This is a genomic window from Glutamicibacter sp. 2E12 (genome assembly GCF_050030965.1).
Classification (GTDB): Bacteria; Actinomycetota; Actinomycetes; order Actinomycetales; family Micrococcaceae; genus Glutamicibacter.
The window spans coordinates 3,497,064-3,510,030 of record NZ_CP188297.1; the positions used below are offsets into that span (position 1 = coordinate 3,497,064).

The window sequence follows — 12,967 nt, forward strand, 5'->3', positions numbered from 1 at the left end:
ATGACAACGTTTGAATATGCAACTGACGACGTGAAGTCGATTGCTCCAGCCGTAGTGCCGAAGTCCAAGGGTCGTCTGTTCGTCGACTACATTACTTCGACCGACCACAAGAAGATCGGGTACATGTACCTGATCAGCTCGTTCATCCTGTTCTGTGTCGGTGGCGTTATGGCGCTGCTGATTCGTGCAGAGCTGTTCGAACCAGGCATGCAGATCCTGCAGACCAAGGAACAGTACAACCAGCTGTTCACCATGCACGGCACTGTCATGCTCTTGATGTTCGCAACCCCGCTGTTCGCAGGTTTCGCCAACGTCATGATGCCCCTGCAGATCGGTTCCCCGGATGTGGCCTTCCCACGTCTGAATGCATTGGCTTTCTGGTTCTTCTCGCTGGGCTCGCTGATCGCTCTGGCCGGCTACCTCACCCCCCAGGGTGCAGCTAGCTTCGGTTGGTTCGCTTACGCTCCGCTGTCGAACACCACCTTCTCGCCAGGAATCGGCGGAGACCTCTGGGTCTTCGGCCTTGCACTGTCGGGCTTCGGTACCATCCTTGGCGCCGTCAACTTCATCACCACGATCATCTGCCTGCGTGCACCTGGCATGACCATGTGGCGCATGTCGATCTTCTCGTGGAACACCTTGATCACCTCGTTGCTGGTCCTGATGGCTTTCCCGCCACTGGCAGCTGCGCTGTTCGCACTGGGTGCAGACCGCCGCTTCGGTGCCCACATCTTCGACCCAGAGAATGGCGGTGCCGTACTATGGCAGCACCTGTTCTGGTTCTTCGGGCACCCTGAGGTCTACATCATTGCTTTGCCGTTCTTCGGCATCGTCTCCGAGATCTTCCCAGTGTTCTCCCGCAAGCCGATCTTCGGCTACAAGGGCCTGGTCTTCGCGACCATCTCGATTGCTGCACTGTCGGTTTCCGTGTGGGCACACCACATGTACGTCACTGGCTCGGTAATGCTGCCGTTCTTCGGCTTCATGACCATGCTGATCGCAGTTCCAACCGGTGTGAAGTTCTTCAACTGGATCGGAACCCTGTGGCGCGGCTCGATCACCTTCGAAACCCCAATGCTCTGGAGCATGGGCTTCATGATCACCTTCCTGTTCGGCGGTCTGACCGGTATTATCCTGTCGGCTCCGTCGCTGGACTTCCACGTATCGGATACCTACTTCGTTGTGGCTCACTTCCACTACGTAGTCTTCGGTACCGTTGTGTTCGCGATGTTCGCTGGCTTCTACTTCTGGTGGCCGAAGTGGACCGGCAAGATGCTCAACGAGCGTCTCGGCAAGATCCACTTCTGGTTGCTGTTCATCGGCTTCCACGGCACCTTCCTGATCCAGCACTGGCTGGGCGTTATGGGCATGCCACGTCGCTACGCCGACTACATGCCTGAAGATGGCTTCACCACCATGAACCAGGTTTCGACCGTCTTCGCATTCATTCTGGGTGCGTCGATGATTCCATTCTTCTGGAACGTGTGGGTAACCCACCGAAACGCCAAGAAGGTCGAAGTAGATGATCCATGGGGCTTCGGCGCATCGCTGGAATGGGCAACTTCTTGCCCTCCACCACGCCACAACTTCCACTCGATCCCTCGCATCCGTTCCGAGCGTCCGGCACTGGATCTGCACCACCCGGAACTGAGTGGACGGGTAACCCCCGAAACTCCGGTTGCGAAGATCTTCGGCTCGGCTGACCAGAAGGACGTGTAACGATGAAAGTTGAATCCTGGATTTTCCTGGGTGGCGTCTTCTTCTTCACCCCAGTAGCGATTGTCTACGGTTACATGACCAACTGGAGCGAATGGGTCGGATTCCTGGCATTGCTGATGCTGGTCGCATTGTCCGCGATGGTAGGTGGCTACTTGCTATTCACCGCTAAGCGCGTTGGCAACAGGCCCGAGGACCGCGTGGATGGCGAAATCCACGAGAACGCCGGCGATATCGGAATGTTCTCCCCATGGAGCTGGTGGCCACTGGTCCTGGCTTCGGCTGCAGCGATTGGCTTCCTTGGCCTCGCTGTGGGCTGGTGGGTCTTCTTCATCGGCGCCGGTTTGGCCGTCGTTGGCGTGACCGGCTGGGTTTACGAATACAGCCGTGGCGATCATGCTCACTAGGCAGTAACCCTAACGGGACGACAAGCAATTTTGCTTGTCGTCCCGTTAGTCTTTTAATAGGGGTTCCTCGATGGCGATAGGCCGTCAGGATATTTGGATCAAGGAGAAGCAGCATGCGCCACGCACCGCAGCCACATGTCCAGGCGCACCTTGATCCGGCCAGCCGGCAAAGCAAATACCGGCAAATCCGAGAGATTCTCAAGACCCATGCGCGCGAGGCCTGCAAACCCGGCTACAAGCTTCCGCCCGAACGCGTGCTGGCAGAGCACTTCGGCGTGGCCCGCAAGACCATCCGCCAAGCCATCGATGCCTTGGTGGATGAACAAGTGCTCAAACGCGTGGTGGGAATCGGCACGTTCGTCGTGCCCGAAAAATTGGACCTTCGTGTCCGCCTGCATTCCTACTCCGAAGATATGATGCGCCGCGGCATGGTTCCCGATGCCCATGTACTCGAATTCGCGGAGATCAAAGCCAGCGCCACCTTGGCTTCGCAGCTGATGGTGGAGGAGGGTACTGCCGTAGTCCAGTTCAAGCGCCTGCTGCTGGCCGATGGCACCCCCATGAGCCTGGACGAGAACTATATGCCTGCCGATCTCGTGCCTGGCTTTGTGGATGGCGAGCCGCCGTCAAAGCTCTATCAGGCATTGCACGAGCGCTATGGCATCTTGCTCGAATGGGGTGAGGACCAGGTGGAAAGCACTGCGGCGAGCAAGCGGCAAGCCGTGCTCCTGGGCGTAGAACCAGGCTTCCCGCTCCTGCAGATCACCCGGTATGCCTACATCGGCGATCGGCTAGCCGACTACTCGGTTTCGCTCTACCGCTCAGACCGCTACAAGCTCTTCGTGCCGTTGCAGCGAGTGGGCACACGCACGCCTCGCTACACCGATACTTTCTAGGCCTGGCCTGGCCAGGCGGCCGGCTACTTCGATTTCAACGGGCAAGTACCAGTCAAACCCGTCAACCATGCCCAAGGATGCCATATCTGCCGTTCAAAATGGTTCCGGGCATCAACTACTGAATAAGCACTCCCGCAGCCTGGTCCGCCGGTATGGAGCTATAGCAGGAGCAAGCAGGTCTCCCGCACACGGAAGAAGATCGCGGCGCAAGCTCAAAGCCGCTTCAAGGCAGCAGGACATGGAATGTCGACGGAAGTTGAAAAGTGGACACTCCAACCGCCCTGTCCAGTGGGAAACCAGCCACACTGGTGCGATAGGCCGTAGCGAAGATCCAATATATCCCTAGATCACACAGTCTTGTTTGCAGCGTGATTCTGCCATCCGGTCGATGCGTCCAGAGTTATTCCGTCATCCAATTCAAACGATTCTGAAGCAGGACTGGAGGTCATGGTGCCTGCCGGGCATTCTTTCTGGCAGGGGAGCAGCCTTGGAAGAGCGCTCTGGATATCGGCTCGGCCATGCCGAGCGCCAAAACGGGAGTCGAAACTGCTGCATCCGAAGTCTTGGCGAACGTGATTGCGGAACTGAGCTCGTCCCCAGTCTGGAGCGCCTTCGCTGGAAAGACGAATGCACTGAGCAGCTCTCCGCTCCGGTTCGGCCCGGGACGACACCGGGCAGCTGCGCCAGTCGCAACTGGCATTGGCGTGCAGCATTCGATTCCAGCCAATCCAGAATGGCTGCGCTGCAGGCCGGCAGTAGCATTCAGCCCCGAACGGCATTTCTGACTGAAGTGCCAAACAGGATGGCCAATTCTTCTCCGCACTGGGGAGCGCAGCTCGATACGCGGCTAGGGGAGCAGGAACGGGCTTTCCACCCTGAGCACCCGGCAGTGCCAGATGGCGTTCTAAGCCACTGGAATTTCGATGGGCGTCCACCCATGCGTCTTCGGAGCGCTCACCGGCGCTAGACTCACTGGGACCCCTGGGAATGCCGGGTTAACGAAAGGAGGGACACACCTTGCGGTGTGTCCCTCCTTTTGTGACTAACTCAGGTCGCTATTACTTGGCGATCGAGTCCTGCGTGTCACCCTCAACCTCATGGTGGCCGTGGGCTGCATGAGCAGCTTCCAGCTCCGATGGGGTTACCGGGGCGACGCGATCTTCGAAGAAGAACTTCGAGATTGCTGCACGACGCTTCTCCGAACCGGAGACGTGTCCTGCTGCGTCAGGCTGAGCCGGGATGTACTGGCGATCAACGTAGTTGGTCAGCAGGTAACGCTTGTAGACGTCGACTTCCTCGTGCTTCTCCGAGAAGCCGCCCTCAGGCGACATCTGGATGATGCCAGCTTCGCGGCCGTGCAGGACGATCTCGCGATCCTTGCGCTGCAGCGACAGGCAGATACGGCGGGTCAACCAGAAGGCGAAGATTGGGCCCAGGAAGAACAGCGTACGCAGCCAGTAGGTGACATCGTTCAGCGACACGTGGAAGTGGGTCGCGATCAAGTCCGAGGATGCAGCAGCCCACATGACGCAGTAGAAGACTACGCCGGCAGCGCCCACTGCGGTACGGAATGGAGCATTGCGTGGACGGTCGAGCAGGTGGTGCTCGCGGTTGTCCTTGGTGATCCAGCGTTCGATCCACGGCCATGCGAACATCACTGCGAACAGTGCGCCTGCAGGAACCAGTGCTGGCAGCAGTACCGACATCACCAGGGTGTTATCGCCCCATGGGAATGGAATGATCCATTCGAAGCTGAAGTTGCCCAGGTAACCTGGCATCAAGCGCAGCGCGCCATCGACGAAACCGATGTACCAGTCCGGCTGGGTACCAGCCGAAACAGGGGATGGGTCATATGGACCGTAGTTCCATACCGGGTTGATCTGGAACAGGCCAGCAATGAAAGCCACGATGCCGAAGACGATGAAGAAGAATCCACCGGCCTTGGCTGCGTATACCGGACCAACCGGGAAGCCAACAACGTTGTCGTTGGTGCGGCCTGGGCCAGGGTACTGGGTGTGCTTGTGGGTCACGACCATGAACAGGTGCACAACGATCAGCAAGATGATGACCGCAGGAACAATCATGATGTGCAACGAGTACAGTCGCGGAATCACGGTATCGCCAGGGAACTCGCCGCCGAAGAAGAACATCGACAGGTAGGTGCCGACGATCGGCAGTGCCTTCATGACGCCATCGATAATGCGCAGGCCGTTACCGGACAGCAGATCATCTGGCAGGGAGTAGCCGGTGAAGCCGGCAGCAAGACCCATGATCAGCAGCACGCCGCCGACAACCCAGTTCAGTTCACGTGGGCGACGGAATGCGCCGGTGAAGAATACGCGCAGCATGTGCACGGACAGGGAAGCGACGAACAGCAGCGCCGACCAGTGGTGTACCTGTCGCATGAACAGGCCGCCGCGCACGTCGAAGGAGATATCCATGGTCGAGGCCATAGCCGTCGACATGCCGATACCCTTCATCGGTACGTACGAGCCGTCGTAGACGACGTGAGCCATCGACGGATCGAAGAAGAAGGTCAGGAAGGTGCCCGAGAGCAGCAGCAGTACGAAGGTGTACATTGCCACTTCGCCGAACATGAACGACCAGTGGTCCGGGAAGATCTTGCGACCGAATTCCTTGACCATGCCCGAAGCGCCGACGCGGGAGTCCACGAAGTTGGCGATGCGGCCGGTAGCGGTCGATGCCTGGTATTCGTTAGTCGTCGTCATGATTAACCACGCTCCCAGTAGGACGGGCCAACTGGTTCGTGGAAGTCACTCTGAGCTACCAGGTAGCCCTCGGAGTCCACGGTAATTGGCAGCTGTGGCAGTGCGTGGCCAGCTGGGCCGAAGATGACCTTGCATTCCTGCGTCAGGTCGAAGGTCGACTGGTGGCAAGGGCACAGCAAGTGGTGGGTGTGCTGCTCGTACAGAGCAATCGGGCAACCCACGTGGGTGCAAATCTTGGAGTATGCGACGATGCCGTCGACGTTCCAGGTTTCGCGTCCCTCGGAGATCTGCATTTCTGCTGGATCCATGCGCATCAGCAGAACGACGGCCTTGGCCTTTTCGTTCAGCGGGTGCTCGGTCTCGTTGAGGCCTTCTGGGATCACGTGGAATGCGGAACCGATCTGCACATCCGAAGCCTTGATCGGGGTACCAGATGGGTCGCGGGTCAGACGGATGCCCTTGTCCCACATGGTGTGGCGCAGGGAATCGATCATCTCGTTCGCGGTGTTACCGGTGCGATCCAGGTCGCGGAACATGAAGATTGCTGGGATTGGCGCCAAGGCGATGGCACCGATCAGGGTATTGCGGATCAGCGGACGACGCTTGATGCCGGACTCTTCGAGCACGGTATCGATGATTTCGACGGCATCCTGGCGATCTTCTTCCGAGCGGATCTCGTGGCGCATTTCCATGAGCTCGTGATCCGGCATCAGGGTCTTGGCCCAGTGAACAATACCCACACCGATACCGAGCATCGCGAAAGCGGTGCCCAGTCCCAGTGCAGCGTTCTGCACACGCAGTTCAGCGAAGGTCATCTCGCCCAGGTGGCCCAGGACGAAGTAGGCCACGAAGAAGAAGAGCGTGCCGATGATGGAGATGGTAAATAGGAGCGCTACTTGACGCTCATGTCGCTTGGCTGCGCGCGGATCGCGGTCTGCGAGACGCGGACGATGGGGTGGTAAGCCCGGATCTGGGAATCGATCCTGAGCTACATCGTCAGCCTTAGCAACGGTGCCCGAGTTTTCGGGACTGCCGTGACTATGGTCGCCCATGTTTCTCTCTCATCCTTCTGTTAGGAATTTATGTACGTAGTGATGGTTACGGCCGAGGCCGCGGGTTTGCCTTAGGAAGGACGCGAGGTCAACCAAATGGTGAAGGCAATGATGATACCCAGACCTGCGGTCCAGGTGAACAGGCCTTCAGCAACTGGACCCAGGGAGCCCAGGGCTGCACCGCCAGCGGAACCATTTGCTTCAATGGTCTTCAGGAAGGTGATAACGTCACGCTTCTCTTCTGGGGTGATGTTCGAGTCGTTGAACACTGGCATGTTCTGTGGGCCGGTAGCCATCGCTTCGTAGATGTGCTTCTCGGATACACCGGTCAGGGTTGGTGCGAACTTGCCGCGGGTCAACGCGCCACCGGCAGCAGCCGCGTTGTGGCACATTGCGCAGTTCACACGGAAGACGGTGCCACCGTGGGCGGCGTCGCCCTGGGTGGTATCCAAGTATTCCTCATCAGGGATCGCTGGGCCTGCACCCAGGCTTGCAACATACGCTGCCAGCTGGGAGATCTGCTCGTCGTCGAACTGTACTGGCTTGACCTGGGCCTGCGGGCCCTGCATCTGCATCGGCATACGGCCGGTGCCGACCTGGAAGTCAACAGAAGCCGCGCCAACGCCGATCAGCGATGGACCGGAGTCAGAGCCTTCGGCATTCATGCCGTGGCAAGTAGCGCAGTTGGCGACGAAAAGCTTCTGACCTTCTTCTACATCGGCCTGCGATGCAGAAGTAGTCTCAGCTGCCTTCGCTTCGCTGATGTTACCGGCTGCAGTGTAAAGACTGCCGGTAATCAGCAATCCGAACAGAAGCAGGGCCACAGCGGCGAGCGGGTGGCGGCGCTTTTTCGAAAGAGCCTTCACTTGCTGGTTCCTCACTTAGTTTCTTTGGTGTGGTGTTGCCGTACTTCTTGTTGAGGCAACTAATGAATTTAAGTTGCTACTTCAAGAAGTAGATGATCGCGAACAGGGCGATCCAAACAACGTCAACGAAGTGCCAGTAGTAGGACACGACGATGGAGCCGGTTGCTTCGAAGTGACCAAACTTCTTAGCCAGCATCGCACGACCAATGATCAGCAAGAATGCAATCAGACCACCAGCGACGTGAATGCCGTGGAAGCCGGTCGTAATGTAGAAGGCCGAAGCGTAGGAGTTCGAGTCGAATGCCACGCCCTCGCTAACGAGGACAGCGTATTCGTAGGCCTGAACCGAAACGAAGATCGCGCCAAGGATGAAGGTAAGAATGAACCATTCAATCATTCCCCATTCCTTGAAGTTGAAAAGCCCACCGGAACGGCGAGGCTTGAATTCTTCGGCACGGAACACGCCTAGCTGGCACGAGAACGAGCTGGACACCAGGATGATGGTGTTAACCAGCGCGAACGGTACGTTGAGCTTGGCAGTTTCAGTCGCCCATAGTTCGGGCGCGGCAGCTCGGAGGCTGAAGTACATGGCGAAGAGGGCGGCGAAGAACATGAGCTCGCTGGAGAGCCACACCATCGTTCCCACCGACACCATGTTTGGGCGGTTCGGCGCATGTGGCGCCGTCGTATTTGGGGCATGAGTCGCAGTTGTCACACTGACATTATGTCTCTAAATGCCCCTCAGATACCAATGCAAAAGCGGGTTGGCAGAGGTTTGTTGCGCCACATCTTGGCAACATCCGCGGAAACATGCGGAAGTACAGAGAAAACTCTTTCTACAATTCGTAGAGCTTCATCCGGCGAGTCTCACGAAACAATCATTTATGCAACGAAAGTGTTTCGTATTTAACCCCAGAAACTAGGCATTTTTAGCGACCTGAGCCACATCATCTAACGACATGAATTGGGTAGCGCCCCGGTGTCTGGATAGGCTTTCCCATGTGTCAACGAGCCTTGTAAACGAAAAGTTCCCGACGTGGCCAGATCTATTGGCCACCCTGATCAACGGTGGCGATCTCAGCCGCGAACAGGCCGCTTGGGCAATGAATGAGATCATGTCCGGCGAGGCGAGCGACGTTCAGATTGCCGGGTTCCTGGTAGCACTGCGATCCAAGGGTGAAACCGTGGCCGAATTGACCGGCTTGGTGGACTCCATGGTCGCCAATGCGCGCCCCTTGACTATCGATGCACAAACTTTGGACATTGTTGGGACCGGTGGCGATCGCCAGAACACCGTCAACATCTCAACGATGGCCACACTGGTGTGCGCTGGCGCCGGCGTGAGCATAGTTAAACACGGCAACCGCGCATCCTCTTCGTCCTCGGGTTCCGCCGACGTGCTTGAAGCATTGGGCGTCCGCCTGGAGGTACCAATCGAGCGCCTTGTAGAGGTGTACGACAAGGTTGGGATTGCGTTCTGCTTCGCCAACGTCTTCCATCCCTCGATGCGCCACGTTGCCGGAGCACGCCGTCAATTGCGCATACCAACCGCTTTCAACTTCATGGGCCCCTTGACCAATCCCGCATTGCCCAGCGCATCCGCCATCGGCTGCTCCGACATGGTCATGGCACCAATCATGGCGGGCGTTCTTGCAAGCCGTGGCGTGCGTGGCCTGGTCTTCCGCGGGGATGACGGACTGGATGAACTAACCACCACTGCAGCTAACCGCGTCTGGGAAGTGCGCAACGGCACGGTCACCGAGTTCACGTTCGATGCCCAGGACGTGGGATTTGCCCGTGCGACGCTTAATGATCTGCGCGGTGGAGATGCACTACATAACGCAGGGGTTGTACGAGATGTCATCTCCGGGACTCCCGGACCCGTTCGAGATGCGGTCCTCCTGAACGCGGCTGCCGGAATGGTGGCTTACAGCGATACCGCTGAAGGCAGTTTCGAAGATCGCATGCGGGCGGCGATTGGGAAAGCGGCGCATTCCATCGATTCCGGTGCGGCGAAGGCGACCTTGGAAGCCTGGTCCTCAACGACCCAGGCGATCGTAGGCGCGTAGCACCGTCAGATGCCAACGAAGCCGGTCTTTGGTTCGCGATTTTACAATCGCTGAACCGAAGGCCGGCTTTGTTCTTGAAAAGTCCTTAGTCGCCTAGGCCAAGGGAAAAGGCTGCTTCAAGATCATGTTCCGAATATGCGCGGAATGCAATGTGGGTCTGGGTGCCGCGGATGCCTGGAATCTTGGAAAGCTTATTGGCAATGACTTCGGCGAGGTCCTCGTGCTTGTTGACTCGTGCAATTGCAATCAAGTCCCAGTCGCCTGCTACGGAATAGACTTCGCTGATGCCCGAGATTGCGGAGATCTGCTTAGCGCATTCAGGGATACTGTCCGTTGCAGTCTGGATCATGACGAATGCGGTGACCATCACTGTGCCTTTCGGTTCTAACTTATCGCCTGCCAGGAGGCGGCTGATCTGGAATCAACTCTAGTCGAAAAGCAGCGAATGAGAGGCATGGGCGCATCGCCCCGCTTCGCATAGTACAATGATTTTAATTTGTAGATTCAGATACAAAGTTTTACAATTGTTCCATGATTGTGTTGACCATTGACCAGCGGCGTTCACGTTCCACCGAAGATAAGGTGGAGGCTCTAGTCAAGCAAGCTAATGCTACCGTTCCAGTGGTTCGCCCCTTCCAGCGAACCGCCGGCGATGAAGTTCAAGCTGTCTTGGATAACGCCAACGAAGCTATTCGCTTGGCAGTGATGATGGCAGCTTCAGGGGACTGGAGTGTCGGCATTGGCTTTGGGCAAGTCGAAACGCCACTGCCCGAAGAAACCCGTGCCGGCAGGGGACCTGCCTTTGAATATGCTCGTGTCGCAGTTGAGCGGGCAAAGAACACCAATGCGCATCTAGCTGTTCATGGACCGTCGCATGAAGCCACCCGTCTGGAAGCCGAGCTCCAGCTGACTGCCTGCATAGTTTCAAAGCGACGGGCCACGGCATGGGAAGCGGGCACTCTGGCCGACGAAGGCCTGACCCAGCAGCAGATTGCCAAAGAATTAGGAATCACCCAGCAGGCTGTCTCTTCTCGTCTGTCGGCCGCGCTATGGTTTGAGGCGAACCGAATGATGGATGAAGCTGCCAAATCGCTGAACCGACAGCTGAAGATGCTAAAGGAGCAGTAAATGCTTTGGATCGCTTGGGGGAGTCTGAGCCTGGCGGCGTTTGTCTCTTGCATAGCTGCCTACCTTGGCTATGCCATGGGCAAACGAGCTCGTGTCCGCGACTGGCTAGTTGTGGGCTCTGCCCTGTTCGCCATTCTCTCGGCCCTGCTGGCAGTTGCTTCTCAAACTTCGTTGGAGCAGAACGGGCTTTCGCCGGTGTACGCGATCGTCCTGAGTTCCATCTTTGCCATTAGTTTCGGCGGTCCGTTTACGGAACTTGTTTTCCGGCTTGCTGCGAAGAATGATGTCGAGCTCCAAAAGGAGGAGTCCGACCCTTCACCGCTTCGAGGCGGGCTGTGGATCGGACTCCTGGAGCGCACGGCCATCGTTGGAAGCCTCTGGGCCGGTTGGCCAGAAGGCATTGCCGTCGTCTTGGCGGTCAAGGGTCTTGGTCGGTTCTCTGAACTGAAAAACCATCGCGCCGCCGAACAGTTTATTCTGGGGACTTTCGCCAGCGGTCTCGTCGCTGCCGGCTCCTACGGGCTCGGCCTGCTATTTACCTAGCCGCTTAGCCACCATTGAGGTAACCAGCCGACGCCCCATCAAGAATGCGCCCAGAACCAGTGTCGCGACGATGATGAAGGGGAGTGCCGCAGTGGAATCCATGCCAACGCGAAGCGCAAGGCCCGCTGCTACGGTCACCACCCAGACCAGTACGCCAACAGGAAAGAGCTTGTTGATCGTGGTCCAAGGCTTGGACAGCAAGGTCACGACGACGTAGGCAACCAAGAACGGCAGGGCGGTCATCAGGATGCCGCCAATGCTCAAGGCATGCTCGTGTTCACGTCGACCGAGCAGGGCGAATAGAACAATGAGAACAACGTCGACAGCCATCCACAGCGGCCACTTACGAATAGAATCCTTCATGTACTCATCATAGGTTTACCCCGGTGTCCGTGAGTAATTCGGCGTTGGCTGGATCGTTGTCGGTTCAGACACAGAAGGTCGCCATCGAGGCTCGCCCGAATGAGCTCACGGCCATGGTGGCCGCAGCTATTGTTCTAGCATTAGTCCTATGAAGATCTGGCCTGGCAATGCATGGATGCAAACGCACCAGATCGCCCTCTATTTATCCGCGATCACTGCCGGTTGCGTTCTCGGCCTGGCCTTGCCTGCCGCAAGCAAGGGTCTCGAGAACTCGGTTAACCCGTTCCTTGGGTTGCTGCTCTACGCTACTTTCCTGGGCATGCCGCTGACCCGTTTTCCGGAGGCCTTCCGGGACACTCGCTTCATGGGTGCACTGTGCGCGGTCAACTTTGCCGTGGTGCCGCTCGTGGCCTTCGGGCTATCGCGAATAGTGGCGGGGGACCAGGCACTGCTCTTCGGCGTGCTGCTGGTCTTGCTAGCGCCCTGCATCGACTACGTTATCGTCTTTACCGGCTTAGCCGGGGGAGACAGCCAACGGTTGCTGGCGGCCACACCGCTCTTGTTGATCTTGCAGATGCTGCTCGTGCCGGCATACCTCTATATATTTGCTGGACCCTCGGCGATCGACGTGATCGTGCCAGCTCCTTTCCTGGGGGCACTGCTGGGACTGATCGTGCTCCCACTGCTGGCAGCAGCACTCACCCAGGCACTCGCCAAACGATTTACCTGGGCAGAGCCCATCGGGGATTGGGCCGACTATCTAATGGTTCCGTTGATGATGGGAACGCTATTTAGCGTGGTGGGCTCGCAGATCTTCACGGTGAGAGCAAGCCTGGGTCAATTAGGGCTGGCCATTATGGTTTTCGCTCTGTTTATCTGCATCATGAATGTCCTTGGATACTCCGCGGGGAAACTCTTCAAGCTGCCCACCGCCTCGCGGCGGGCAGTTACTTTCAGTGGCGTCACACGCAATTCTCTGGTGGTGCTTCCCCTGGCCCTGGCTTTGCCCGCGGAGCTGGAATTAGCCTCTGCCGTGGTCGTTAGCCAGACCTTGGTAGAGCTAATTGGAATGTTGGTGATGGTTCACTACGCACCGAAGCAACGCACCACCAAGTAGTTCGAGCCTTACCCTGCTATGTCCGGATTAAACAGAATTTGCCTGGCCAAGAACACATGGAAGTGACCGGGCCAGGCAAAT

The 12,967-nt window shown here is 57.7% G+C and carries 13 protein-coding genes; 7 read left to right on the top strand and 6 right to left on the bottom strand.

Translation table 11 applies throughout. The features are described 5' to 3' along the window. The 3 genes from ctaD (at position 1) to ACP3TE_RS16445 (ending at position 3,019) form a co-directional block, all read left to right on the top strand. The gene (gene ctaD, locus ACP3TE_RS16435; protein WP_105658346.1) at positions 1-1,719 is read left to right on the top strand and encodes an aa3-type cytochrome oxidase subunit I; all 1,719 of its coding nucleotides are present in this window, start codon (positions 1-3) and stop codon (positions 1,717-1,719) included. Positions 1,720-1,721: 2 nt separating this feature from the next. Further along, positions 1,722-2,123 (top strand): cytochrome c oxidase subunit 4, encoded by a 402-nt coding sequence (locus ACP3TE_RS16440; protein ID WP_105658347.1) that lies wholly within the window; start codon positions 1,722-1,724, stop codon positions 2,121-2,123. A 113-nt stretch (positions 2,124-2,236) separates the two neighbouring features. Then, complete coding sequence (locus tag ACP3TE_RS16445; protein ID WP_105658348.1) at positions 2,237-3,019, top strand: GntR family transcriptional regulator; 783 nt, start codon at positions 2,237-2,239, stop codon at positions 3,017-3,019. Between the two features lie 1,058 nt (positions 3,020-4,077). Here the strand turns inward: ACP3TE_RS16445 and ACP3TE_RS16450 are convergent. The 4 genes from ACP3TE_RS16450 to ACP3TE_RS16465 all read right to left on the bottom strand — a co-directional run bounded on the left by ACP3TE_RS16450 (position 4,078) and on the right by ACP3TE_RS16465 (position 8,381). Further along, the gene (locus ACP3TE_RS16450) at positions 4,078-5,748 is read right to left on the bottom strand and encodes a cytochrome bc1 complex cytochrome b subunit (RefSeq protein ID WP_105658350.1); all 1,671 of its coding nucleotides are present in this window, start codon (positions 5,746-5,748) and stop codon (positions 4,078-4,080) included. A gap of 2 nt (positions 5,749-5,750) precedes the next feature. Next, positions 5,751-6,800, bottom strand: coding sequence for a cytochrome bc1 complex Rieske iron-sulfur subunit (locus ACP3TE_RS16455; protein ID WP_105658351.1), 1,050 nt, complete (start codon positions 6,798-6,800; stop codon positions 5,751-5,753). Between the two features lie 71 nt (positions 6,801-6,871). Beyond that, complete coding sequence (locus tag ACP3TE_RS16460; protein ID WP_105658352.1) at positions 6,872-7,666, bottom strand: cytochrome bc1 complex diheme cytochrome c subunit; 795 nt, start codon at positions 7,664-7,666, stop codon at positions 6,872-6,874. A 76-nt stretch (positions 7,667-7,742) separates the two neighbouring features. Then, positions 7,743-8,381: an aa3-type cytochrome oxidase subunit III gene (locus ACP3TE_RS16465; protein WP_105658353.1), complete on the bottom strand. Its 639-nt coding sequence runs from the start codon at positions 8,379-8,381 to the stop codon at positions 7,743-7,745. A gap of 286 nt (positions 8,382-8,667) precedes the next feature. Between ACP3TE_RS16465 and trpD the strand changes: the two genes are divergently transcribed. Then, positions 8,668-9,735 carry an anthranilate phosphoribosyltransferase gene (gene trpD / locus ACP3TE_RS16470; protein WP_332594750.1) on the top strand — a complete coding sequence of 356 codons (1,068 nt, stop codon included), beginning with the start codon at positions 8,668-8,670 and terminating at the stop codon, positions 9,733-9,735. A gap of 85 nt (positions 9,736-9,820) precedes the next feature. Here trpD and ACP3TE_RS16475 read toward each other — a convergent pair whose 3' ends face one another. Continuing rightward, on the bottom strand, positions 9,821-10,102 hold the full coding sequence (locus tag ACP3TE_RS16475) for an Lrp/AsnC family transcriptional regulator (RefSeq protein WP_105658354.1): 282 nt from the start codon (positions 10,100-10,102) through the stop codon (positions 9,821-9,823). A 164-nt stretch (positions 10,103-10,266) separates the two neighbouring features. On the opposite strand from ACP3TE_RS16475, the gene ACP3TE_RS16480 reads away from it, so the two are divergent. Beyond that, positions 10,267-10,863 (top strand): sigma factor-like helix-turn-helix DNA-binding protein, encoded by a 597-nt coding sequence (locus tag ACP3TE_RS16480; RefSeq protein WP_332486221.1) that lies wholly within the window; start codon positions 10,267-10,269, stop codon positions 10,861-10,863. Continuing rightward, a complete protein-coding gene (locus tag ACP3TE_RS16485) occupies positions 10,864-11,406 on the top strand; it encodes a hypothetical protein (RefSeq protein WP_208294227.1) in 543 nt (180 codons plus the stop codon). Here the strand turns inward: ACP3TE_RS16485 and ACP3TE_RS16490 are convergent. After that, positions 11,395-11,769 (bottom strand): DUF3054 domain-containing protein, encoded by a 375-nt coding sequence (locus ACP3TE_RS16490; RefSeq protein WP_105658356.1) that lies wholly within the window; start codon positions 11,767-11,769, stop codon positions 11,395-11,397. The genes ACP3TE_RS16485 and ACP3TE_RS16490 overlap by 12 nt on opposite strands. A 148-nt stretch (positions 11,770-11,917) precedes the next feature. Here ACP3TE_RS16490 and ACP3TE_RS16495 point away from each other — a divergent pair, with 148 nt between their 5' ends. After that, on the top strand, positions 11,918-12,886 hold the full coding sequence (locus tag ACP3TE_RS16495) for an arsenic resistance protein (protein ID WP_332594751.1): 969 nt from the start codon (positions 11,918-11,920) through the stop codon (positions 12,884-12,886). The last annotated feature ends 81 nt before the right edge of the window (positions 12,887-12,967 follow it).